This window comes from Burkholderia sp. SR8 (assembly GCF_052851275.1).
Genome location: NZ_JAULUC010000002.1, coordinates 34,593 through 59,135, shown reverse-complemented (window position 1 = coordinate 59,135; position 24,543 = coordinate 34,593). Strand labels below are relative to the sequence as shown.

Below are 24,543 nucleotides of genomic sequence, written 5' to 3'. Positions count from 1 at the left end.
TGGCGTGGCCCGATGTGACGCATGCGGACGATTGGGGCTGTCAGGTGATGTTGTGTCTGTCTAATCCGGGTGGCCCGGAGCAGTACGCGGAATGCGAACCGCCAATCGAAAGATTATGGGACGCGCTGCGACACGGTGATCCGTTTCCAACTTGCGATTTCGCTACAGGTGGCGCGCGAGGCGGATCGGCGACCAACACGTTCGCCGACGCCAGCTATTGCCGAGAACCCATGTTGTACTGGGCCGGGTCGGAGCAGAGCGAACGTATGTGCCGGGCAATTGGTGCGATCAACGCTAAGGTCGACTATCAACTCGATGATCGTGTCTGGCGGCGTGTCGGAAACCAGAGACCGACGGTCACGAAATTCTATGGCGCTGGCAGCGCACCGTCGACCTATGACCTTGGAAATTCGACAGCGGATCACCTGCAGCAGGTCAATCGACTTGGTTGGAGGAATCGATGATGCCGCTCGATTTCTTGTCCATCGCGCAACGCTGTGCGCCGCAGATCGACCCGACCACGATGGCGGCGATCGTGCGGACCGAATCTGGATTCAATCCCTACGCGATTGGCGTCGTACACGGTCGGTTGCGTCGACAGCCATTGAGTGCCGCCGAAGCGGTCGCGACAGCACGTGCGTTGGAGGAGACCGGCTGGAACTTCAGCGTCGGACTCGCGCAGGTGAATCGGGAGAATTGGCCGGCCTACGGCATGACCCCCGAGAACGCGTTTGAGCCGTGCCGCAACTTGGCGGCCGGTGCGGCGATCCTCCACCGTTGTTTTAGCGCGGCGGCGAAGGCCAGCGAGTTCCGTGTACTGACCGATCATCAATCTGATGTCCAAGCCGCGCTGCGCGCGGGTCTGTCCTGCTATGCGAGCGGTAATTTCTCGACCGGCTACCGGACGGGCTACGTACAGCATGTCGTCGAGAACGCCGCGACGCTGAAGTCTTCCGTACCGGAGATCGTGCCTATTCCGGTCTTACCGATCGGTTCTGTGCCGCCTATCCGTTCATCACGCTCTCGATCTTTGATTCAGCAGCCATCGCGACGGGATTACGACGGAGTGAATGCGGTGTCGCCCGCTGCGGATCCGGAGCGCGAACCGGAAGCGAGTGCAGTGGTGTTCTAGCTCTTCATTTTAGGAATCAGGTGGTGATCAATCGACGCGGAGTCGGACATGTACTTAGGAATACGATGCAATAAATGCGTGATCGATGTGTGGGTGGTGAGACTGCTATCCGGGCGAAGAGCGGCTCGCGCAATCGCTCTGGCCGCTTCGTCCCTGATGTTCGTTGTTCCGGCATGGGCGCAACTCTCTCAGGTCAATGCGCTGCTGAACATGATCCAGACAACACTGTTGAGCGTCGGCGGCGTGATCTGTTCGATTTCCATTATCTGGGCGGGATTTCGAATGATGTTTCAGCACGCCCGGTTCGGTGATATCGCGAATGTGTTTATCGGCGGCCTGTTCGTCGGTTGCGCGACGGTCATCGCCGGCATGTTGATCCCGACGAGTTGATCCGGGCGGCGCCGAACCATGCACGCACTCAAAGATCCCGTCTTCAAAGGCTGCACCCGTCCCGCGATGCTGTGGGGGGTGCCGCTGGTTCCATTCCTGATGATCGGCGGCGGCATGCTGATTCCGGCCATCTGGGCACTGCTGGCCAGTCCGCTGCTGGGCGTCGCGATCCTCTTTCTGCTGATTCCCGTATTCGTCGCGATGCGGTGGATCACGCGCCATGACGACCAGCGGCTCGCGCAGCACGGGCGACGCGTTCGTATGGCGCTGTGCCAGCGCAATCGGCGCTTCTGGGGCGTGCATGCCTATGTGCCGGTGCGCCTGAAGAGGAGGGCGTGAGATGGCTGGAAAAATGCCGATCGTGTCCGTCTCGAACCGGGAAGTACCTCTTGCCGGCTATATCCCGTACTCGACACATGTGACCGACCACGTTATCAAGACGCGCGAAGGCGACTACGTGCAAATCTGGAAGATCGCCGGCATCGCCTTTGAGGCGGCCGATCCTGCCGATATCCTCGCGCGGCATGACGGGTTCAACCAGTTCGTGCGTGGACTCGCGGGCGGCCATGTGTCGCTGTGGTCGCATCGTTTGCGTCGGCGGGTGTCGGACCAGTTTTCGACCCAGTACCGCAATCGCTTTTGCGAGGAGCTGGCGACACGCTACTACGGGGGCTTTTCGGGCTACCGGATGATGGCCAACGAGTTGTATCTGACGGTGGTCTACCGGCCAAACCGCACGCGACTGGGACGTGTCTTCAGCCGTGCGGCACGCCGCACGCGCGATGATATCCGACGCGATCAGATCGACGCATTGAAGGTCATGACGGAGCTCGCCGCCCAGGTTGAATCCAGCCTCAAACCGTACGAGCCGATTGCGCTGGGCGTTTATCGCCGCCCCAGCCCCGTCGGGCGGACCTCGCGCCGCTATTCGTCGGCGCTGGAGTTGCTAGGCTATCTGGTCAACGGGGTTTGGGAGCGCGAACCCGTGCCCGCCGGCCCGATTCGCGAGGCGCTGCCGATTTCGCGGCTGTTTGTCGGTGCCGAGAAAGTCGAGATTCGTATGCCGACGAAAACGCGCTTCGCGGCGATGCTCGACCTCAAGGATTATCCGGAAGACACCGAACCAGGCATGCTCAATGGCTTGCTGTACGGGGACTTCGAGTATATCGAGACGCAGAGCTTTACGATCCTGGACAAACCCACAGGGAAGGAAGCGCTGGAGCGGCAGCGCAATCAGCTCATCGCCGGCGAAGATGTCGCTGTGTCCCAGGTCGAAGCGATCGACCAGGCGCTCGATGAGCTGATCAACGGGAATTTCGTTCTCGGCGAGTACCACTATTCGCTGGCGGTGCTCGGTGACACGCTGGCCGAAGTGTCACGAAGCATCGCCAAAGCCCGTACGCAACTGGCCGATGCCGGCTTCCAGACGGCACTGATCGATCTGGTGGCTGATGCGGCGTGGTTCGCGCAACTGCCGGCCAACTGGCGCTACCGGCCGCGCGAGGCAAAGCTCACGTCGCGCAATTTTTGTGGCCTGGCGAGTCTGCACAACTTCGCGACCGGCAAACGTGACGGTAATCCGTGGGGCGAGGCAATCACGATCGTCAAGACGCCGAGCGGCCAGCCACTCTATCTGAACTTCCACGCGACACCCGACAAGCAGGACTCGTTCGACGAGAAGGCGCTTGCCAACACCCAGATCATCGGCCGAGCCGGCGCGGGCAAGACGGTGCTCGAGCTATTCCTGCTGGCCATGGCGACCAAGTATGGCATCACAGCCGTGCTGTTTGACAAGGACCGCGGCACGGAGATCGCGATTCGTGCGATGGGTGGGACCTATACGGTATTCCGCCGCGGTGAACCAACTGGGCTGAATCCGTTCCAGATGGCGCCGGATGAACTGGTGATCGACTTTTGGGAGCGCCTTGTGCGCAAACTTGTCGACATTGGTGCGCCGCTGTCGGCGAAGGACGAACTCGACATCTCGCGTGCTGTTCGCGAGGTCGCGCGTATGGATAAACCGCTGCGCCGCCTGTCGATGGTACGGCAGCTTTTGCCGAACGTCGGTGAAAACAGCTTGCACGTGCGACTGTCGAAATGGTGTGCGGGCGGGCGTCTGGGTTGGGTGTTGGACAATCCGGCCGATCGCATCGATCTGGCGCACGCGGACCTGTTTGGTTTCGACGATACCGAGCTGCTGGACGATACCGAGGTGTCGACGCCCGTCACGATGTACCTGCTGCATCGGACCGAGCACTTGATTGATGGTCGACGCTTCATTTACGTGATGACCGAATTCTGGAAGCGGCTCAGCGATCCGGTCTTTACCGATTTTGCCAAAAACAAGCAGAAGACGATCCGCAAACAAAACGGGCTTGGGATTTTCGACACTCAATCGCCGGCCGATGTGTTGCGTAGTGACATCGCGAGTGCGCTGATCGAGCAGAGCGCGACATTCTTCTTCCTGCCGAATCCGCGTGCCGACTACGACGATTACGTGCATGGCTTCAAGCTGACCGAAGCGGAATTCAATATCGTGCGCAACCTGGGCGAGAGCAGCCGCCTGTTCCTCGTCAAGCAAGGCCATCGCTCCGCGATCGGCCGGCTCGATCTCGCCGGGCTCGGCGATGTGCTCGATGTGCTCTCTGGCACGACCGACAACGTGGAATTGCTCGACACGATCCGCGCTCAGGTCGGCGACGCACCGCACGATTGGCTACCCGTATTCCACGACGAGCTCGCGAAGCGCCGCGCGGCGCAGGTCGGAGCGCGACCGTCTTCAAAGCCAGGTCCGGGAGGTGCGTGATGAGCGGCCTCTTTACCGCCGTGGGTGGCACTCTTGAAAACGGCATGTCGAGCTACGTGACGAATGTGTCGTCGGCGCTTTCCGGGGCACTCGTGCCCGTTGCGACCACGGCCGTGACGATCTGGGTGCTGGCCTATGGTCTCGCGGTGGTACGCGGCGAGGCCCACGAGGCCGTGCCGGCCTTTGCCTGGCGAGGGTTGAAAGTGGCGATCACGCTGGCGTTCGCGCTGAGCGCCGGGATCTACCAGCAGCACGTCGTCGGTGCGGTCAACGGTGCAACGGCGGGGCTGGCCCAGACAATCCAGAATGCGGCGAACACGACGGGTGGGGGTAATCCGGGATGCGGTTCGGCCAATGGCAGTAGCGTAACAGGACAGGCTGCTGCGACCAGCATTTATGAGACGCTCGACTGCTACGACCAGCAGGTTGACCTCGTGATGGACGCCTACTTCAACAAGGCGACGCACGAGGGGATCAGCCCGAGCGGTCTGGCCGCCGCGATGGGGGATTTCCTCTGCGGCCTGATTGCCGCGCTCGGTGGCTCGATCTTTTTGATTGTCCTGGCCTTCGAGGTGGTGATGGCGAGGATGCTGCTCGAACTCGTGCTCGGACTGGGCCCGATCTTCATCGCGTGCGGGGCATTTGCGCCCACCGGGCGGTTTTTCGAAGCGTGGACCGCGAAGCTTGCCAATTACGCGTTGCTGCAGGTGCTTGTCGCAGCGTTCCTAGGTATGGCGCTCACAGCGTTCTCGGCCGAGCTCACCTCGCTCCATGCGACGAGCAGTTCACCCGGTGCGGACTCGTTAGCCCTGATGCAAGCCATTTCCGCCTCCCTTGACGATGCCGCTCCGGCCGCCGCCGCGATTGGCATGTTTGCGACCGGCTTGTTCCTCGCGATGGTCGGTTGGCAGTTGCCATCTGTTGCGGCCGGCCTGTCTGGCGGCGCAACCCTATCGGGCTTTGGGGCGTTTGCGGCTGGCATGGCGTCGCGAAGTCTCGTCACGGCGCTCGGCCGGGTGCTCGTCCGTAACGGACAAGGACCGCGCTCCGGTGGTGAGATTCGCGACCGGACCGGGTCGGGTGGCGGATCGAGTGGTGGATCGGGCGGCGGCGCAGCGCCGGCTTACCAGCGCGTGGCGCGCGCGAATTTGGGCCAGCAGAACAGTTGAGAGGGAGGTGACGACCATGAACGGACGAAGCAGATGGTTGCGTGCCGTATGCATGTGGGCGGCGTGGTGCGCCGGCGCTCACGCGCAAGGGATCCCAGTCTATGACGCGCAGAACGTGGTGCAGGCCATTGCGACTGTCGGTCAGCTCAAGCAGCAGGTGCAGCAGGAAATCCAGATCTACCAGTCGACGGTCGGTACACGCGGCTTCGGTGCGCTGCTGAGCAATCCAATCGTCGCCAACTCGTTGCCATCGAACTGGCAGGGCGTCTATACCGCCATCCAGAACGGTGGTTACGCGGGCCTGACCGGCAGCGCGCAGGCGTTGCGCTCGGCCAGTCAGATTTACAACTGCGAGGATCAGACCGGAATCGATCGACAGCTGTGCCAGCGCGCGCTCAACAAGCCCTACCAGGATAAGGCGTTTGGCCTGCAGGCATACCAGACCGAGTTGCAGGAGCTGAACCAGATCCAGAGCTTGGCGCAACAGATCAATGCGACGCAGGATCCGAAGGGCGTGGCCGAGTTACAGGCGCGCATTCAGACGGAATCGACAGCGGTCGGCAACGAGATGACGAAGCTGCAACTCTTCCGGATGCTGGCCGAGACCGAGGACGAGCTCGTGGCCGAACAGCGGAGCGAGCTGGTATTGAGCCGAGCGGGCAGGACCAACCGGCCACAGGACCGTATGGCGCCTGCGTCATTCGGAAACTGAGGTGACGCCATGTTCAAGCTGAGCTCACTGACGTTGGCCGGGTGCCTCGCCTGGAGTCTGGCCGCTTGCAGCAGCGGGCCACCGAAACCCGTGTTGCCGGACGGTTTGCATCGCGTGCCGATCAACCGCGTGCCGCCCGTCCCGGACAGGCCAATGGCGGTGCCCACCGCTCCGAACCAGCCGGCATCGTCGGATGCTGGAGACCGATCATGAACGCGTCGCACGATTATGGTCGCGTGCTCGACATCGAGGCGTCGCTGACTGACCTCCAGGAGCGCTCTGAACGACGTGCGTGGTATGTCGCGTATGCGGCGGTCGGTGTCGCGGTGTTTTGTGCCATTGCGCTTGCGGTGATGGTGCCGTTCTATCGCGTGGTCCCCTTGCCGATCGAGGTCGATCGTCTGACGGGCGAATCCCAGGTGATCGACGTGCTCGACGCGCGCCATGTGCACACAAAGGAAATCCAGGACAAGCACTGGGTCGAGAACTATGTGCGAGCCCGCGAGCGCTACGACTGGGGACTGCTGCAGATGGACTATGACAGCGTGCTCGCGATGAGCGATGACGCCGTCGCCCGCGATTATCGCGGTATTTACAGCGGTCCGTCCGCACTGGACCAGCAGTTAGGAGCGGGTATCGAACGGCGCGTCCGGATTCTTTCGATCACGCTGCCACCCGACGAACCGGGCCATGCGGTCGTGCATGTCGAGCGCACGTCGTTCAAGAACGGCGAGGCTCATGCCGAGCCTGCGCAGCGTTTCGTGATCACGCTGGCTTATACCTACCGACCGCCGGTGTTCACGCGCGAGAGCGTGGCGATCGCCAATCCGTTCGGCTTCAAGGTCACCGCCTATAGCCGCGATGCGGAATACACGCCGCCAGCGTCATCAGCAGGAGGCACACCATGAAAGCGCTTCCTTTGGGAGCTGTGCTGGTAAGCATGTTGTTCGCAGGTGCAGTGCAGGCTGTCAATCTTCCCGGATGGAATGAAGACTCGCGTGTCCGCCAGGTGATCTATCGAGCGGATGACGTGGTGCGCGTCGAGGCCCAGCGTGGCTTCGCGACGCACATTGCGTTGGGGCCACACGAGCATATTCAGGTGGTCGCACCCGGAGATCGGGATGGCTGGCAGGTGGTGGCGAGCAAGGGCGATCATGATGTGTACCTGAAGCCGCAGCTCGCCGCGCACGACTCGAATCTCGAAATCCGCACCGATCGTCACAGCTACAGCTTCGATCTGGTCGTGCTTCCGCTCAAGTCGAAGTTCGGCAATGGCCGTGTGATGTATCGCGTGACGTTCGTCTATCTGGACGAGTTGGCCAAGCAAGCACAGGGGAATTCGGATGTCGAACTGGTCGCGAAACGTCTTGCGCAGCCAGCAGCCGTGCGTAACGCACAATATTCGATGCAGGTCATGCCGAACTCCGACGATATCGCACCGACCGCGGCATGGGACGACGGACGCTTTACTTATTTGCGCATTCCGAAAAATCGACGCATGCCGGCGATTTTTCGCGTGGCAGACGACGGCACGGAGAGCGTCGTCGACAAGCACGTCGACGGCGACACGATCGTTGTGCACGAGGTGGCGAAGCGTTTCGTGTTGCGGCTGGCAGGAGAGGTCGTTGGAATCTGGAACGACGCTTACGACATGGACGGCGTACCGCCCCGTGACGGCACGACGGTCAATGGGGTGAAGCGCGTGCTGCGGAGCCATCGTGATGAATGACGATAACCCGCGCAATGCGATCGAGCCCGACAATGCCGCTGACTCGCAGTCTGGACACGACCAGAACGAGGGGGCATCAAGTATTTCCGCAGATCGCGGTATGCCGGAGCTGGGGCAATACCGCGGTGCTCGTCCGCGCGCCTGGTGGCTCACGCCCGTTGGGATCGTATTGGTCGTCGGCGTCGGCGCAGTGTGGACCGTGCACGGTTTCCTCGCGCGGCACGATGCCGAAGCGAAGGCGCGGCGCGATGCGGTGGCTGGCACATCTTCTCAGGGACGCCTGTTCAAGGAGCTGCCCGCGTCGTCGGCCGGTGGCCCAGCTTCGGCGCCGGTACCCGCAAGCCCGATTACCGTCCTTCCCGCGTCCACGGCGGGGGCACTCGCGCCTGCTCGTACCGTACGCGCTGCAGTTCCTCGCAGCTACTACGACGCGCCGTTGCTCGAAACGGTCGGTAGACAGGGTTCAGCGGGTGGTGAGCCCGGCGTGCTGGAGTCGGATGGGGTGACGGACGCAACTTCCTCAGCTGCAGCAGGTGTCACGAGGGCCGCAGGCGCGTTAGCTCCACGGTCGGGGCAAGCTGGCGGCTCACTCGCTCAGGCGCTGACGCCGAGCGCTACACCGCGAGTTCAGGCGGGAACGCTCGGCAATCGAAGTCTGGTGCTCGCGCAAGGCGCCAAGATCGACTGCGTGGGTGACACGGCGTTCGACTCGACGGAGGCTGGCCTGTCGACCTGTACCGTGAGCAAGAACGTGTATTCCGACGATGGCAGCGTCGTGCTGATAGAACGGGGTTCGCAGATCAACAGCCAGTACCGTTCGAACCTGTCCCCGGGCCAGAAGCGGGTGTTCGTGCTGTCGGCCCGCATCAAGACGCCCTACGGCGTCACGGTCGAAATCGACTCGCCGGCGGCCGATGCGCTCGGCCGAATGGGTATTGACGGTTACGTGGACAACCACTGGCGCGAGCGCTTCGGCGCGGCGCTGCTGCTCGGCTCAGTTCAGGACGCAATCGGCTATCTGTCTACACGCGGCGGCAATACCAACGGCTCGGTGGTGTTCCAGAGCACGCAACAGCAGGGTAACGACATGGCCACGCGCGTGCTTGATAGCACGATCAATATTCCGCCGACGCTCACCCAGAACCAGGGTGCGGAGTTCACAATTGTGATTGCCCGCGATCTGGACTTCGGATCGGTGTATGCCCTGCAGCCGGAGGGCATGCGATGACGATTCGCGCACACGGGCAGGATTTGTCACGTGACCCCGAACTGGTTCGGCTACCTGAGGACGCATCGGTTCGCGAACTGATGCGTCCATTTGCGCTGCTGCTCGACAATCCCGACGTGACAGAACTGGTGATCAATCGGCCAAAGCGTGCGTTGACCGAGGACTCGCTCGGCTGGCACGGCCATGATTGCCAGGATCTTGACTTTGATCGGCTGATGTCGTTCGCCGTGGCAGTGGCCACGCTGACCCACCAGGAAATATCGTCTCAGTATCCGGTCCTTTCAGCGCTGCTGCCGAATGACGCGCGTATCCAGATCGTGGTGCCGCCGGTCGTGCCGCAGCGAACGGTGTCGGTCACCATCCGTCGTCCGTCCTCCGACGAAAAGACGCTCGATGCGTGTCGTGACGAGGGGTTGTTCGACGAGACGGTATGGCGCCGGCCGGACAGACTCGATTCAGCGTTGTCGGCATTGCGAGCCGACGATCGCGAGCTTATCGAAACCCTGGACGCGCACGACTGGAGCGCCTTCTTCGATCACGCTGTCAGGGGCCGACTCAATATCGCTGTGGTCGGCAATACAGGGTCTGGGAAGACCAGTTTCATGAAGACATTGTGCCGTTCGATTCCGGCCACCGAGCGGATCGTGACGATCGAGGACGTTCGCGAACTGTTCATCCGGCATATCGAGAACTGCGTACATTTGCAGTACAGCAAGGGGGGGCATGGACACGCACGCGTAACACCCGCAGATCTGATTGCGAGTGCAATGCGCATGCGTCCGGACCGTGTGCTGCTGGCTGAGCTACGCGGCGCCGAAGCCTACGACTTCCTGAAGCTCCTGACGACTGGGCATGCGGGTTCGATTACGAGCTATCACGCCCCCAATGCGGCCGTCGCAATCGAGCGCTTCGCGCTGATGGCGAAGGAACACCCGGAGGCTGTCGCCTGGGACGATGCCGCGCTCAAGAGGCTGCTGTTCCTGACCGTCGATGTTGTTGCGCACATGGAGTCACGCCCGATATTCAATGCGGTGGGTGAACAGATCGGCAGGCGCTGGGGCATGACCGAAGTCTGGTTCGATCCGGTGCGCAAGGCGCGCACCGCCTTCGTGTAGGGGCGAATATGGACCATATCGCTCCCCCTTTGCTTGAGCATATCCGGACGGCAGCCGTGACGGTGGCGGTGCTGGCTTGCCTGATGGGGGGAATCGCTGCGTCGCTCTGGCTCGCGTCGTTCTTCCTGTATGCCAGTCTGCGAATCAATCCGCTGCACGCTGGGCTGTGGGGCTGGCCCGATGCGGCGTTGGCCTGGCGAGATGGGGCGATGCCGAACATCGGTCGCCAGTTGGCGGGGGCGGCGCTCCTAGGCGGGCTCCTGTCCTTTGGCGGTCCGGGATTTGCTTTGCATGCGCTATGGACGGGTGCGAGCCGACGTTGCCTCTATGGCAGCGCGCGCTTTGCGAGCGAGTCGGAAATTCGCCGGGCGGGCCTGCTATGACGACGCGCCCCCACTTGGATGTTCCATCGGCGATAGTCGTTGGCGTCTGGCGTGGTCGCTACCTGCGGTTTGCGGGCCAGCAGTTCGTGCTGCTCGCGGCGCCGGCCCGCTCGGGCAAAGGCGTCGGTGTGGTGATCCCGAATTTGCTCACCTTTCCCGATTCGGTGGTCGCGCTCGACGTCAAACAGGAAAACTATACAGCCACGGCGGGCTTTCGCCGAGCACATGGGCAGGATGTGTACCTGTTCAACCCGTTTGCTGAGGACGGCCGGACGCATCGCTACAACCCGCTGTCGGCGATCTCCGATGGATTGTTCCGGGTGGGCGACATCCTCGCGATCGGCTACGCGTTGTATCCCGCAGGCGGCCACGACGACTTCTGGAAAGACCAGGCGAGAAATCTGTTCCTCGGCATCGTGCTCCTGCTGTGCGAATGGCGCGAGGCTCGCCGAGCCGGCAAGGGAGCGTCGATCCCCGACTTTCCCGTCACGATGGGTGAAGTGCTACGGCAATCGTCGGGCAATGGCATGCCGGTCAAGGCCTACTTGCAACGTGCGCTGGTCCGACACCGTGGACTGCTCTCGGGGCAATGCATCGATGCGTTGAATCGCTTTCTGTCCAACGACGACAAGGTACTGGCGAGCGTGCTGGCGACGTTCAACGCGCCACTCACGATCTGGGCCAATCCGCTCGTCGACGCGGCGACCAGCGCGAACGATTTCGATTTGCGCGACGTGCGCCGTCGTCGCATGTCGATTTATATCGGCATTACACCCGACCATCTGTCCGAAGCGGCTTTGCTCGTCAATCTTGTGTTCTCGCAACTCGTCAACCTGAACACAAAGCAACTGCCTGAAGCCGATCCCACGCTGCAATTCCAGTGTCTTCTGCTGCTCGATGAGATGACCTCGATCGGGAAGATCCAAATCATTGCACGCGCGGTCGCTTATATGGCGGGCTACAACCTGCGCTTGCTATCGATCGTCCAGTCGATCGCGCAACTCGAATCGGTGTACGGGCGGGCTGACGCTCGTACGTTCATTACGAACCATGCAATGCAGATTATCTATGCACCGCGCGAGCAGAAGGACGCGAACGACTATTCGGAAATGCTCGGTACGTTCACCGGCCAGTCGCGCAGTGTGAGCCGCTCCAATGCGCTCTTTGGCCGGGGTGGCTCGAGCGAAAGCGTATCGGAACAGCGCCGACCGTTGCTGTTGCCGCAGGAACTGAAGGAACTGGGGCGTGACAAGGAAATCATCTTGCTCGAAAACACCAAGCCGATCCTGGCCGACAAGATCTGCTACTGGCGCGATCCCGAGTTTGCGTCGCGCGTCCTGACTGCGCCGTCCGTGCCGGCCCTGAACATGGCCTATTTCAGTGCGGTTGTCGAGCGCCGATTGCGCGATCTGCATCCCGCTGAGATCGATCCGGACGGTGCGGGGCTTATCAGTCTGCCGCCCGAATACCTCGAAGTATTACAGGCATGGGATCCACGTGACCTGCCGCCGAACCTAAACGACATCAGTGAGGAGGACGCCGTGGCTTACGTGGAACGGCATTTCACGCTGCTGGGCGTCCCGGCCAGCAAGGTTGTCCAGGCAAGTCGTCACCTGAGCGTGGCCGATCTGGACGTGGCTGAACTCGATTTTGTTGAGTCGGCGCGGCATGCAGCCGCGAGCGGCCCACTCAGTATGGGAGTCCGGCAATGACGACATCTGAAGTGCATGATGCAGACCGTGCGCGTGCTGCACTTGCGGTGATTCCGGCCGACGACTACGAGATATGGGTCGATATGGCGTTCGCGCTCAAGCAGGGCTTCGGCGAAGAAGGTTTTGAAATGTGGGATGCGTGGAGCCGGACGGCCGCCAACTATAACGAGCGTGCGGCTCGGACCACGTGGCGCTCGGTTAGCGCATCGGGTGGCAAGACGCTTGCCACGTTGTTCTGGCAGGCGCGCCAGCATGGCTTTGACCTGAAGCGAACGCATTATCCCGACCGTGTGACAGCCATACTCGCAGCCTCGCCCGAGGTGCTGGCGCAGCGCGCAAAGCAGGAGGAGCAGCGAGAGGCGCGTCATGCAGTAGTAGCTCGCGAGGCAGCATCAATCTGGGCGTGGGCGAGACCAGTCGGTCCGGAGCATCCCTACCTTGTGCGCAAGCATCTTGATCCGACCGTCACGCTGCGTGAGCTGGATGCGCTTGAACTGCGTGCGCTGCTTGGCTATACGCCGGCCAGCGAGGAGGAACCGCTGACGGGGCGCGTGCTGATCCTGCCAGTCTGGAACGGGCCCATCTCGACACTGGAGCTGATCGACGAGCACGGGCGGAAATCGTCGCTGGCCGGCGGTATGAAAAAGGGTGGCTACTGGATGACGGCGCCGACGCTCGTTCTCGGACACGAATCGTCGCAGATTCTGATCGCAGAGGGCATGGCGACGGCATTGTCCGCGTCACGTGCGACGGACTGGTTCGCAGTGGCGGCGTTGTCGAGCGGGAACCTGAGGCTGGTGGCGCAGAGCCTGCGTGAAAGATTTCCCGATGCGAACCTGATCGTGCTGGGTGAAGTAGGCCGCGGTGAGACGCAGGCGCGACAGGCCGCGGCGGCAGCGCAGGCGCGTGTGGTCTGGCCGAAGTTTGCTCCTGAGGCGCGCATCGACGGCAACGTGCCGAACGACTTCAGCGACATGGCGGTGTTGTCGGGTTTTGATGCCGTCGACGCATACCTGCACGCCGCGGTCCGTTTTGTTGAGAAGGCGCATGGTCAACCGGATATCTCCACCGTATCCGGTACGACAGTGTTTGAGGTGGACCAGCATGAGGAGGGCGAAAAGATGGGCAACGTCAAGGAAAAGCTATTAACCGACGACGAAGGGACGCCGCGTCGCCGGTCCTCGAAGCGCAGTACGCCAAAACAGGCTGCACCAGATATGCCGGCCGCGGATGGCGCGTCCGGTTCGGCGCCACCATCGGCGGATCCTTCTGCTGCTGTATCGCCGGCTGTTGCCCCTCCGGTTGCCGATCCTCCGAGGTTTGCATCGTCGCGACCGCCGGTAGGCGAACCGCTGTTCGAGGTGGGCGACGTTCCGAACGAGGTCAGGGCGTTGGCTGAACACCGGTTCGGTTCGCCGCTCAGGATGGCCACGCCGCGCGAGAACGGCGGCCTCTATCGCGGCGAGGTATTCAACACGGAACACTATCTGGTGCAGGAGGTCGCGACGCGTAGTGTCGTGTTCCACCGCAAGGATCAGATGACGTTTGTGTCCGAGCGTCTGAAATGGATGGACGAACACGCGCGGCTGAACGGGGCCGAGTTACAGGTAGGTTACGATGGTGCCCAGCCGAAGGTCTATCCATGGGACCGCGCCCGCGACCTGCTCGAACGCATGGTCGGCTCGCTGAAGAAATCCGCCCGCGAGCTGAATTACAGCCCCAATCTGGAGGGGATGCTCGATCAGTTGCAGGCGAGATCCTGGGCACGCATTCGGGAGGCGCGGGCCGCCGCGCTCGAAAAGTCGCGGGAACAGGAGGCGTCTCGCGAAACTGGGTCGAGGCCCGACCGATAAGGCTCGTCAGCATAGCGCGCACGTGCAATGCCGATCTTGAAAATGCGAGGTGGTGACATGGCCCAGAGAATTGCCGCCGATGAAGCCGATCCAGTTATCAACATGATTGAACAGGATTTAACGGGCGACAGTGTAGGTCCAGCTGCGGTGGACGAACGTCATGAGAGGCTGAATCTGGCCGCGAAAGAAGCAGTATCGGCTCGACGCCGACGGGACTTCGACGCTGCCCTGGCTAGATTGCGAGAGAAGGCGATCCGCGATGATGCCACCGTCGCCCAGCATGCCGAGACTCTGTCGCCGAACGGGATACCGGACGAGACGAATCGAGTCAGTGCGCCGCTCGACCAACCGCCTGAACGAGTACGCAAGCGCTACCTGCGGACCGGCAACCAGTATTTCCTGAAGGACGCGCCGTATCAGCTGGCATTTGAAGATCTGGGGCCGTATCTCGTTACCGAGCACAACCGCCCGGACGTAGTGGAGTCCATGATCGACATGGCGCATGCGAAGTCGTGGCGGCGCATTCGAGTGTCGGGGCACGAGGTGTTTCGCGGCGAGGCGTGGCTGCAAGGCACGCTGCTTGGAATCGAGGTGAGCGGCTACGAGCCAAAAGCGGCTGATCTGGCGCGTCTGGCGGATGCGCGGCAGGCGCGGCTGGACAATCGCATTGAGGTAGCGGCGCACGCCGGATCACCGCCTGTTGCGGACGCACCGGGTCGCCTAGATGATCGAACGATGGTTTCATCCGCGCCTCGCGTCGACGCAAGGATGGCCGTCAACCCATCTCCTTCATTTGCACCACGCCGTCCGGCCCCTTCTGAATCGGCTATTCCCGAGGGAAACCAGAACGCTGCACACGACGAGATCGATGGTCCACGGCGCTACGTCGGGGAACTGCGTGAGCATGGTGGCGCACCATACCAACACAATCCGGCGCGCAGCGGCTCGTATTACGTCGTGTTTCGCGACGAGACTGGAATCGATCAGGTGGTGTGGGGTGTCGATCTCGAGCGCGGGGTGCGTGAAGCGAATGCTCAAATCGGGCAGCAGGTGATGCTCGAGAATCTCGGCAAACGCCTCGTCACGGTTCGAGTGCCGATTTTGAATGACGAAGGACGGGTGATTGGCGAAGACGAGAAAGACGTTTACCGCAATACGTGGCAGGTGGAAGTCGCGCAGCGGGGGCGTGATGTTTCTGTCGCGCGGCAATCAGAAAATCCGCCGGGCGAAGAAGCCCGATCTGCGGATTCACACGTTGCCCCGGTTGGGGAGCCAGAGCCTCAAGGACGTTATGGCGCGCTCGATTCAGAAAATGAACGGGAGCTTCATCTGGCCGTGCTGACGGCAGCTATGCGCGAGCAGGGTTTTAGCCAGCGGTCCATTGCTCTGGTACAGAAGCGTGCGGAGCGCATGTTGGTCGCGTTCCAGCGCGAGGGCATCCCGGTACCGACGCCGAAGGTGTTTGATCCGAACGCGCCATCGGACCGGAATCGTCGCAAGCATCGGACCTCCGAACGCACGCCTACCCGAGAGATCGAGCGAATGCCTGGCGAACCGTCACCGCCATCACCATCTCGCTGAGGTGAATCGTGGTCGGCCGCGAGCGTCTGTGCGTCGAGCTCGGTGCACTCAGGTCACACTGGGAAGACTGGTGTGCGCGCCGCGGTTTGACCGCAGGCGAGGGCGTGCGCCAGCTGGTTGCAACCGCTATCCGTGAAGATGCGGCCGGGGAACCTGGCACGACCACGTGTGGCTTACCTCGGCCGGTGGTCGGGGAGCCGCGCACGCGTATCGAAATCCGGCTGACTATTGCAGAACGGAGTGCTGTCGAACGACATGCGATGGCAATGGGCCTGCGCGGTAATCGCTGGATCGTGTCACTAATTCGTGCGCAATTGACCCGAGAGCCGCAGTTGGGCGAGCCCGAATTGCATGCCCTATCCGTATCAAATCGGCAGCTTGCCGAGATCGGCCGTCTGTTGGGCCAACTTGCACGGGCCGACGAGGCAGAGCCGGCCCGTCGGGAGTTGAGGTCCGAATGGGTAGGGTTGCGAAGGCGCGTTGATGAACACCTGCGTACGGCGGCTGTCATCATTCGCGCGAATCTTGACCGATGGAGCCGCTGACATGCCATATCCGAGGATCTACATCGATGCGATGCTCGTGAACTGGGGTGACCGCCTGTTTCAGGAGCCACTACGACATGCGCGTGCCGCGCGGCTCTCACATGTGGATATTCGCAACGCCGCCGCCCTCATGCGCGCTCGGGTCGCCCGCACGCTCAGGCGTACCCCGGAGGTGATGGTCAAGATCACCAACAAGGCGGGGAGTGCGCAAGGCATGGGAGCAGTACGTCAGCATTTGCGCTATATCTCCCGTAACGGCCGGATCGAACTGGAAGATCAGAACGGCAACCGTATTGAAGGCAAGGATGCGCTGAGCGATCTCGTAAAGACATGGCAACTGGGCGGCTGGGGCATCCCGGAGGCCAGTACGCGGCGTGAAACTTTCAACATCCTGCTGTCGATGCCGCCCGGAACGGATCGAAAAGCCGTGCGTGATGCGGCGCGCGATTTCGCGGCACTTGAGTTCGGCGACGGGCGTGCGTACGTTTTCGCTGCACACGACGACGAAGCGCATCCGCATGTTCATCTGAGTGTCCAGGTACGTGGCCCTAACGGGCGCGGCCTGAATCCGCGCCACATGGACCTGCAGCGATGGCGCGAGCGTTTTGCGGAGCAACTGCGGGAGTATGGCGTCGAGGCAAATGCGACGCCTCGGCGTGCTCGCGGCATAACGCAACGCTATCCGAAGCAGGCTGTCGTTCATATGGTCGCACGCGGCGAAACGCCGAGGTACTGGAAACCGCTGCCGACCGATGCTCAGCGCGACGCACGATGGGTCGCACAGGGCGGTATATTCACCGCGTGGCGGGAGATGGCCTACGCGATGGCAAGATCGCGCGTTCGCGAGGATCGCTTGATGGCCGTTGAAATGGCGTACTTCGTGGGGGCCATGCCGGTGCAACAAGAGCGGCCAGTGGTAGCGCGCAATCCGGATAATGGACGTGAGCAGCCGACCTGGCGGGGACCGGACTCAGATCGTTTAGACGACGCGACTCGGGATGTGGAGCGTTGATGTCCGATGCGTGGCGTCTTTTGTTCAACATGGTCGCGGTCTTCTGGAGTCGTGGAACCAAGGGATGATCCGTTGAACCTATTCTGACGGTGATTCGACCGGTTGTGAGGATATTGCTCATGGTCAGGTGCATCGGACACTGCTGTCCTGAGGCGCTCTATTTATTCACGATCAGCGAACCATACCGGTCCGGCCTTGAATGTCGCAAAGAGCAGAAACAGCACCGCGATCGCGAGAAGCGGTACGCCGTAGAGTGCCACTGGGAAAAACAACATGAACTGCAGCACTGATCCGCAGAAGCCGTGTAACGCGCCCGTACCCCGAACGTTTTCGTAGATCAACCGGATCACTGCCGCAAGCCCCATTGCCATGAGTACGAGGCCGCTCCACGTCGGTTCATGACGCAGCAGGGCGGCGCCCCATCCGAAATATCCCCACCACACGAGATTGATGCCGATCGCAGCGAGCCAAAAACCACGTGCCGTGAAAAAACTGTAGCCGTACTGGCGTCGAGCGTGATGGCCGAAGAGCTGAATGATCTTCGCAGTCGCAATGATTGTGCCAAATGCGATCGCAAGTTTAAGAAATGCCACGGAATGTTCCTCCAGAGCTGGGTCCGGTGGTGCCTCGTTGGTCGACATGAGGGTGCAGCAAAATGCGACGTGCTGGCTGCCGCTCCTTCAAATATAGACGTCCGTTCCGTGAACGCAACAATCTCGTTATACAGAATATTGATAATTTGCGTTCATGGTGATGACATTCAAAATTTCCGAGTGCCTGGTGCTGCGTGCTCATGCTGCAGGTGCTGAATTCGAAAGTGACGTGGTTGGTGGAAAGAGAATGTCTTGTCGCGGTAAAGTTCAATGGTGCCCAAAACCGGCGCAAGCCTATCCTGCCATCACTTGTTCTTATCTCTTCAAATGCGCTGTTCGAAAATCCCATGAGCGCAGTGGACCGTGGCTGCACGGATAGGCGAGCTACCGCTGCAAAAAGGCCCACCGGGCAACGCGAGAAAACCGCATGTTTCGCGCGGCAAGGTGAACCCATGTACGACAGAAAACGTGCGGACCGCGTGAGCGCACCTGTCTCTGTTTCCGCAAATAGCGGGATCCAGAAAAGCGCGAAGGTCACAGGGCCGCCGCGACATTCGAGAGAGGATCTATCCTGCGTCGCGCAGAAAGCGGTTGCGTTGGTGCGGCAGGGTGCGAGCACGAACGCGGATTAAACAAGTCGACTACCACGGAGCCGCGCAAGAAAACCGAGGTGATCACGCAGACTGCAAAAGGTCCCGCGATCATCCGCGCATCATCGCGGGACATGGATTGCAAACGCGGTTGGTTGTCAACGGACCGCGGTTGCGGGCTCAGTTGGAAAAGCGTGATCGCCCCGCGTTTTCGTGCGCAATACAGGCGACGTTGGCTGCCCGCGACAACGTAAAAAAATTTTGGATTCCAGACAATTCTCCCGTGCTCCATCGCGGTCCAATGTCCCGAATTCCGCCCGTTTTCAGGCATTGACGGCCATGATTCTGCTCTGCAAGATGGCATCAAGGCAGTGTGTTGAGGCGGATCATGCCGGCCGTGAAGAGCTTTACTCAAGCCCAATGGGATGCTGCGGCCCGGCGTCTGGACGCGCTGCCAGAAAAACCCGCGCATGAGCATCGCGTCAACGTCCGCGATGCGGTGAAGTCGATGCGATCGCAAATCACAGGGGCGCAAAGCAAAGGCTACACGCTGGACGAGATCGTCGCGCAGTTGGCTCAGGACGGTGTGGAGATCAGCGCGAGCACGTTACGGTATGCGATGCAACGTGCGGCGAAGGAGGGCGCAGCCAATGTCGCGGGAAAGCGCATCGAGACGACTTCGCCCACGCCACCGCGCGCACCGTCGCCTCGCGGCAGAAAGGCCGGTGTGTCAAGCCGCTCGCGCATGGACGGGGCCACCAATGAATCGAGTCAGGATGGGGGAAGGGCAGTCAACAAGCCGGGGGCAATGGTGATTCGGGATGCGTTTTCGTTCGAGATCACGCCCGATACCGACAACCTGTAGAGGACTCACATGGCGACGACTTACCCCATTTATCTGGTGGGTGGCAGCAAGGGCGGCGTGGGCAAAAGCTTTGTTTCGCTCGCGCTGGCCGATTACATGCAGCGGCAGGACATGCCCGTCACGCTGGTGGAAACCGATACGTCCAATCCCGATGTGATGAAGTCCGTTCAGGACGAGATCCATTGCATCGCCTATGACCTGGACGAAGCAGACGGGTGGATCGGTCTAGTCAACGCTTGCGACGAGCGCCGGGACGCAGCGATCATCGTGAACACGGCGGCGCGCAGTCAGACGGGCGTCGCTCGCTTCGGCTCGACGCTTGCCAGTACGCTGGGCGAGTTGCGGCGCCAACTGGTCGTGCTGTGGGTGATCAACCGGCAGCGCGATAGTCTGGAACTACTGCATGCTTTTAGCCGGACCTTTCCCGACGCGGTGACGCACGTCGTGAGAAACGGCTATTTCGGCACGCCCGACAAGTTCACGCTGTATCACGCGTCGCAGCTGCGCAAGACCATCGAGGCAAGAGGGCGCTCGCTCGACTTTCCTGATCTCGCGGATCGCGTGGCGGACGAACTGCGCAGCCGACGGATGTCGATCCGCCAGGCGGCGGAATCGATGCATATCGGTGAGCGGGCGGAACTGCTGCGCTGGCGTGCGGCGTGCGATGCGATGTTCTCGCGGATGATCAGCGCCGACGGGGCCGCACATGAGTAAGCGGGCGCAGCCCGTCGACCGGCTCGTCGGCCTGTTTCACGAAATATCCGGCGATGTGCCTGACGAGGCCAGTCTTGCGCGAATGCGTCGGGTGTCGACTGTCCTGAACCTGAAAGACAATGATGCGCTATGGTCGGTCATCGCCACCCTCGAATACTACGCGCGCCTGTATGAAGCGATGCCGGAACGCATACGGTGGGCGAGTGAGGGCAGCCTCGAAACCGCGCGCCGGGAAGTCGGCGGGGCGACGGAAGCGCTGATAGAGCAGCATCGGGACGCGCTCGCACGATGCAAGGCGACCATCCAGTTGGCCGAAACCATGCTCCACGAGCACGAGGCACGATATCAAGCGACGCTCGCCGCGCTAAATGAGGCCGCCCTGACGGCGTTGTTGGCGCGGCTGTCAAATCAGGTCGCGCGCACGGCGGGCAACCGGATGGTTGGCTCGATGGCGGTCGCGGCACGCACGCAGCGCGAGCGACTCGATAGCACGATCCGCGCGTTCGAACAGGCGGTTGAGGCCGCGACGGCGCGTGTCGAGGCGATGGCGTCGCGAGTGGAAAAGGACTTCGCGCGCTCGATGCGTCGTTGGTTGCTGGTGGGCGGCGCGGTCCTTGGACTGATGCTGCTGGCGGCGGTGGTGGCAACGGGGGCAGTGGGCTGGCGGGTGGGGTCGCGTCTGGCGGAGGGGACGACATCGCACACTTCCGGCTGGCAGACGGCAACCCTTGCGAGGGGATGCCGTCTGCCTCGCCCCGCGACCGGGGCGAGTTGCGACGTTTACGCCGCACGCTAGTCAGCGTGCGGGGCGTTCACACTGCCCGTTGTCGGGAACGGCCACGGGCGCTGTTCGCTGCCGGTGGCAGGCGACGGTTGCGCAGGACGGGGCGTGTTGTTGATGTGTTCGCCGTCGCTGCTGGCTGCCGGTTCTGCGTCGGCATTCGCGTCGTCCTGCGCCTCGTCTTTGTTGGCTTCGTCCTCATCCTGGTCGTCGCGAATCGTCCATGAAGGGATGGCCGGAATATCGCGATTGGTGAGGATTTCCGGGAGCCATGTGACTTTTGCGAGCCGCAGTTCGGCGGCGGCTGCGGCGTCAGCTTTCTTCATTTTGGCGAGGTCGCCGGCGACCTTCGGGGACACGGCGGCGGAGACGACTTCGGCGATGCGCGCCTTGCTGACATGATCGAAATACGCGGCCCGGGTCGGCGTCCAGTACCGGGTCATGTCAAGGTTCAGCGCGCTCGCGAGTGCGTTGATCGCATGGGGCGCGTCTTCGCCTGTGATGCCGTCGAGCAGGGTGCCGGTGCAGAACGCGAGCAGGTCGAGCAGCGTTGTGCCAGGGTCCTGCTGGATTAGCCACGGCAGCAGGTCGGCCTGTTTCGCGGGAAGTTCGGCCATCCACCGCGCGCGCTGCGCTTCGATGGTGTTCCACGCGGGGCTGGCGGGCAGGTCGTCTGCCGCGCGCAGCAGGTTGTCTTGGTTGTTTTTGCCGGACAAGGCCAGACAGTCGCGCGCGGAGGTGTGCGGATCGTGCTCGGGCAGCGCCTGCGGGATCAGGCGTTGCAGCAGGGCGGCGAGCGCGACGACGGGCTGCGCGATCAGTTCCGCATGGAGGGCAGCCGCCCGGTGCGCGGTGAGTCGCTGGCAGAGGGCCGCACTGTGGACCGGCTTGGCCCTGGGTGCGGGCGCGCCCTCCGTATCGGCTGCTTCGGCTTCCGGGGTGCCGGTCACGGTTGCGCCCGCCGCGTCGAGCGCCGCGCTGTTCTCGCGCCGCACAAGGCCGCGCTCGATCAGCAATTCGCCCTGCGGGCCGACAATCACGAATGCGCCAGCCTCGGCCATCTGTTGCACATCCCACATCACGGCGCAGCTTTCGAGCGCGATGATCGCAGCATTGATCCGCCCGATTTCCGCATCGAGCCGGTCGGCTTCCTCGTCGGCGTTCTCGTCGTCCTCCGACAGCGCGTCGAACTTCGCTGCTAGGTCGTCCTGTTGGGCGGTGAGGGCGTCCATCTCGCGCTGCTCGTCCACGGAGCAGGGGCGCTGTATGGGGCGTAGTCTGCCGTAGCGATTGAGTTCCAGCACGTCGCGCTCGACCCTGGTCTCGGTCCATGCCCAACCCTCGGCGCGAAGTTCTTCGGCGGCGGCGTCGAGCTTCTGCGCAACGAGGCGTTGCAGTAGTTCGGCGTCGGCAATGTAGCCCGCGTTCTCGTCGTCGCTGAAGAGGTCTTTGCGCACGTGGCCGCCAGCCGCCTCGTAGGCGGCGAGACCGACGAAGCGCAAGAGACGGCTGCGACTCGCGTCGGTCTCGTTGCGCGTGATCGCCTGCCGGAGGTAGTGGGGCTGGCGCTGCCATTCATTCGCATCGAACCAGATATGCTCCTGCGTTTCGTGGTCGTCGGCGAGCGCGAGCGCGGCAAGCTGGTCGAGCGTGATCGCGTCCTCGCGCAGCAGAGCAAGCAATCGGGGTGAGACATTTGCGAGCTTCATGCGCCGTTTGACCGTAATCGGCGAGGCGGAAAAGAGCGCGGCGATGTAATCGACGCTGCGGCCTTCCTCGGCCAGCATCCGGTAGGCGCGCAGCACATCGAACGGGTCGAGCCCTTCGCGCTCGCTGTTCTCGATCAGTGAAATGGCGAGCGCCTCGCCCTCGCTGACGATCCGCACGGGCACCGGATAGTCGGCGGCGATGTGCTTCCGTTCGAACAGCAGGTCAAGCGCGGCCCGTCGGCGCTGGCCCGCGCAGACACCGTATTTGCGCTGCCTGCCGCGCGATCCCTTCAACGGGTGGATGACGAGATTCTGCAGCAACCCTTTCGCCCGAATGCTGACGGCAAGCGAACCGATGTCCGTCATCGGCTTCGTGCGCGCGTTCAACGGCGAGCGGCACAGGGACGAATACGGCACGGTCACGACCGGCTGCTCGTCTCCGAAGGTCGTTTCAAGTATCGTGGTGCATTCGTCGGTGCCGGTTGCTGCGGCGACCGTTTCAATGTCTTGAGCTTGCATGACTGACTCCTGAACAGGAAAGCGTGCCGGGCCGTTCTGAGGCGCGTTCCGCCGGGACTACGACCCGGTGAGGAATCCTGACGGAACAAGTTGGAAGCCGGGGCAACGCGGCGACCATGCAGGCGCTGCCCCGAAGGTCGCTATCCTTTCATCTGGAGCATTGCGTCCGCGAGCATCCACAGTGCGCGGTTAAGCTTCACGTTCTGGTCGATGCCGGTGATAGGACGGGTGGACATCGCGCGGCCCGTGCGTGAGCGTCCATGCAGGCCGCCTTTGGTGAGGTTTTCCTGCACTCGGTTAAAGACGGTCCAAAGATCATCGCGGCGATCCTCGAAGCGGCGCGGGGCGAGTAGCTGGCTTTCGGCAACGGGGGCCGGTGCCTCGGCATCGGTCGGGTCATAGCGCAGCGCGAGCGCGGAGCGGGCGAAGGCGTGCTGCTCGTCGCGGTCGAGTGTGGCGGCGCACATGCCGTCCTTCTGCTCGCGGATCAGGTCGAAGCCGTCGAGCACATCGAATGCGCCGTTGATAACGTTCTGGACGATGTTGCCCTTGTGCGGCACGCGAATATCGGCAACGTTCTCGCCCGCAACCATGCCGTTCTGGCAGACGAAGCGCAGCACGCCCGCGAGCATCTGGTACGCGCTCGAGCCGTCGTGCGAGTTCAAAAGCACGATTTCGTTGGCTTCGTCGCCGGGAATCTGCTCGACATGGCGAAGCCGCAGCATATGCTTGGTGAATTCACGCTTGCCCTGATCGCGCACGCGGGTCTGGCAGACCATGAACGGCTGGAAACCTTCGTTGCGCAAGCCGCGCAGCACGTCGATGGTCGGAATGTAGGTGTAGCGTTCAGAGCGGCTTTCGTGCTTGCCATCCGCGAAGATGGACGGGGCAACGCGGCGAATCTGGTCGTCCGACAGGGGCGAGTCGGCGCGCAGCATCGGGGAGCCATAACGGAAAGAGGAAGCGAGTTGCATGGAAGTTCTCCACAGTCAAGGTTGAGGACCTGAACCGGGCGGGGATGTGTGCCTTGCCGTTGCGGCTGGACACCTCCCGGTGGAACTCGGGGTTGGCGTTGCTGCCGCCAGGTTCCCGGGTTCCCGCCCGTGCGACTCGAGGAGCCGAGAGCGTGCAGGCGTCAAGGAAAATGGCGAGGGAGGGGTGCGGGCAACACGGTCCCTCGCCCCTTGATGCCTGCACGCTATCGGCTACGGTCGCGGGTGAAGGGCGGGAACCTGGGAGCCGGGTGCATGCCATGCTCCGGGTTGACCGGGCGAAGAAACCGCGCCGTCGGCGCGGCTGCGTGGCCGTAGGGCCACGCCTGGATAGGAGGGGGCGGGGTTGACTGCCGCGCCAGGGATTGAAGCCCGTCAGGGGCGAGACGCGGGACGCGGCTCGACGCGCAAGC

Annotated in this window: 22 protein-coding genes; 19 read left to right on the top strand and 3 right to left on the bottom strand. The window is 62.3% G+C overall.

Going from position 1 to position 24,543, the window contains the following annotated elements; genetic code table 11:
- Positions 1 to 460 precede the first annotated feature (460 nt).
- From Q3A80_RS02545 to Q3A80_RS02475, 15 genes are all read left to right on the top strand, one after another.
- Positions 461 to 1,132, top strand: coding sequence for a lytic transglycosylase domain-containing protein (locus Q3A80_RS02545; protein ID WP_446327526.1), 672 nt, complete (start codon positions 461 to 463; stop codon positions 1,130 to 1,132).
- 48 nt (positions 1,133 to 1,180) lie between these two features.
- On the top strand, positions 1,181 to 1,522 hold the full coding sequence (locus Q3A80_RS02540; protein ID WP_446327525.1) for a TrbC/VirB2 family protein: 342 nt from the start codon (positions 1,181 to 1,183) through the stop codon (positions 1,520 to 1,522).
- Positions 1,523 to 1,540: 18 nt separating this feature from the next.
- On the top strand, positions 1,541 to 1,861 hold the full coding sequence (locus Q3A80_RS02535) for a type IV secretion system protein VirB3 (RefSeq protein ID WP_413144194.1): 321 nt from the start codon (positions 1,541 to 1,543) through the stop codon (positions 1,859 to 1,861).
- Between the two features lies 1 nt (position 1,862).
- Entirely contained in the window at positions 1,863 to 4,328 is a 2,466-nt protein-coding gene (locus tag Q3A80_RS02530; protein WP_446327524.1) for a VirB4 family type IV secretion/conjugal transfer ATPase, read from the top strand.
- Positions 4,328 to 5,497 carry a type IV secretion system protein gene (locus tag Q3A80_RS02525; protein WP_446327523.1) on the top strand — a complete coding sequence of 390 codons (1,170 nt, stop codon included), beginning with the start codon at positions 4,328 to 4,330 and terminating at the stop codon, positions 5,495 to 5,497. The genes Q3A80_RS02530 and Q3A80_RS02525 overlap by 1 nt, the downstream gene beginning before the upstream one ends.
- Positions 5,498 to 5,513: 16 nt before the next feature.
- Positions 5,514 to 6,209 carry a P-type DNA transfer protein VirB5 gene (gene virB5, locus Q3A80_RS02520; RefSeq protein ID WP_446327522.1) on the top strand — a complete coding sequence of 232 codons (696 nt, stop codon included), beginning with the start codon at positions 5,514 to 5,516 and terminating at the stop codon, positions 6,207 to 6,209.
- Between the two features lie 209 nt (positions 6,210 to 6,418).
- Positions 6,419 to 7,117 (top strand): virB8 family protein, encoded by a 699-nt coding sequence (locus tag Q3A80_RS02515; protein WP_059676217.1) that lies wholly within the window; start codon positions 6,419 to 6,421, stop codon positions 7,115 to 7,117.
- A complete protein-coding gene (locus tag Q3A80_RS02510; protein WP_446327521.1) occupies positions 7,114 to 7,938 on the top strand; it encodes a TrbG/VirB9 family P-type conjugative transfer protein in 825 nt (274 codons plus the stop codon). Before Q3A80_RS02515 ends, Q3A80_RS02510 begins: the two co-directional genes overlap by 4 nt.
- Positions 7,931 to 9,166: a type IV secretion system protein VirB10 gene (gene virB10 / locus Q3A80_RS02505; protein ID WP_446327520.1), complete on the top strand. Its 1,236-nt coding sequence runs from the start codon at positions 7,931 to 7,933 to the stop codon at positions 9,164 to 9,166. The genes Q3A80_RS02510 and virB10 overlap by 8 nt, the downstream gene beginning before the upstream one ends.
- Positions 9,163 to 10,281 (top strand): P-type DNA transfer ATPase VirB11, encoded by a 1,119-nt coding sequence (virB11, locus tag Q3A80_RS02500; protein ID WP_446327519.1) that lies wholly within the window; start codon positions 9,163 to 9,165, stop codon positions 10,279 to 10,281. The genes virB10 and virB11 overlap by 4 nt, the downstream gene beginning before the upstream one ends.
- 8 nt (positions 10,282 to 10,289) lie before the next feature.
- Positions 10,290 to 10,664: a hypothetical protein gene (locus tag Q3A80_RS02495; RefSeq protein ID WP_446327518.1), complete on the top strand. Its 375-nt coding sequence runs from the start codon at positions 10,290 to 10,292 to the stop codon at positions 10,662 to 10,664.
- On the top strand, positions 10,661 to 12,376 hold the full coding sequence (locus tag Q3A80_RS02490; protein WP_446327517.1) for a type IV secretory system conjugative DNA transfer family protein: 1,716 nt from the start codon (positions 10,661 to 10,663) through the stop codon (positions 12,374 to 12,376). Before Q3A80_RS02495 ends, Q3A80_RS02490 begins: the two co-directional genes overlap by 4 nt.
- Positions 12,373 to 14,229, top strand: a complete 1,857-nt coding sequence (locus tag Q3A80_RS02485) for a PriCT-2 domain-containing protein (RefSeq protein WP_446327516.1) — start codon at positions 12,373 to 12,375, stop codon at positions 14,227 to 14,229. Before Q3A80_RS02490 ends, Q3A80_RS02485 begins: the two co-directional genes overlap by 4 nt.
- 57 nt (positions 14,230 to 14,286) lie before the next feature.
- The gene (locus Q3A80_RS02480; protein ID WP_446327515.1) at positions 14,287 to 15,810 is read left to right on the top strand and encodes an LPD7 domain-containing protein; all 1,524 of its coding nucleotides are present in this window, start codon (positions 14,287 to 14,289) and stop codon (positions 15,808 to 15,810) included.
- Positions 15,811 to 16,356: 546 nt separating this feature from the next.
- Entirely contained in the window at positions 16,357 to 17,367 is a 1,011-nt protein-coding gene (locus Q3A80_RS02475) for a relaxase/mobilization nuclease domain-containing protein (RefSeq protein WP_446327514.1), read from the top strand.
- Between the two features lie 161 nt (positions 17,368 to 17,528).
- On the opposite strand, the gene Q3A80_RS02470 is transcribed toward Q3A80_RS02475, so the two are convergent.
- Entirely contained in the window at positions 17,529 to 18,008 is a 480-nt protein-coding gene (locus Q3A80_RS02470) for a hypothetical protein (protein ID WP_446327513.1), read from the bottom strand.
- A 152-nt stretch (positions 18,009 to 18,160) separates the two neighbouring features.
- On the opposite strand from Q3A80_RS02470, the gene Q3A80_RS02465 reads away from it, so the two are divergent.
- The 4 genes from Q3A80_RS02465 to Q3A80_RS02450 all read left to right on the top strand — a co-directional run bounded on the left by Q3A80_RS02465 (position 18,161) and on the right by Q3A80_RS02450 (position 20,925).
- Positions 18,161 to 18,592, top strand: coding sequence for a hypothetical protein (locus tag Q3A80_RS02465; protein WP_446327512.1), 432 nt, complete (start codon positions 18,161 to 18,163; stop codon positions 18,590 to 18,592).
- Between the two features lie 346 nt (positions 18,593 to 18,938).
- Positions 18,939 to 19,415, top strand: coding sequence for a hypothetical protein (locus tag Q3A80_RS02460; RefSeq protein WP_446327511.1), 477 nt, complete (start codon positions 18,939 to 18,941; stop codon positions 19,413 to 19,415).
- 9 nt (positions 19,416 to 19,424) lie between these two features.
- Positions 19,425 to 20,129, top strand: coding sequence for a nucleotide-binding protein (locus Q3A80_RS02455; RefSeq protein ID WP_446327510.1), 705 nt, complete (start codon positions 19,425 to 19,427; stop codon positions 20,127 to 20,129).
- Positions 20,122 to 20,925 (top strand): hypothetical protein, encoded by an 804-nt coding sequence (locus Q3A80_RS02450; protein WP_446327509.1) that lies wholly within the window; start codon positions 20,122 to 20,124, stop codon positions 20,923 to 20,925. The genes Q3A80_RS02455 and Q3A80_RS02450 overlap by 8 nt, the downstream gene beginning before the upstream one ends.
- On the opposite strand, the gene Q3A80_RS02445 is transcribed toward Q3A80_RS02450, so the two are convergent.
- Positions 20,922 to 23,138 (bottom strand): ParB N-terminal domain-containing protein, encoded by a 2,217-nt coding sequence (locus Q3A80_RS02445; RefSeq protein WP_446327508.1) that lies wholly within the window; start codon positions 23,136 to 23,138, stop codon positions 20,922 to 20,924. The two genes, Q3A80_RS02450 and Q3A80_RS02445, sit on opposite strands and share 4 nt — an antisense overlap.
- Positions 23,139 to 23,278: 140 nt before the next feature.
- A complete protein-coding gene (locus Q3A80_RS02440) occupies positions 23,279 to 24,112 on the bottom strand; it encodes a DUF932 domain-containing protein (protein ID WP_446327507.1) in 834 nt (277 codons plus the stop codon).
- Between the last annotated feature and the right edge of the window lie 431 nt (positions 24,113 to 24,543).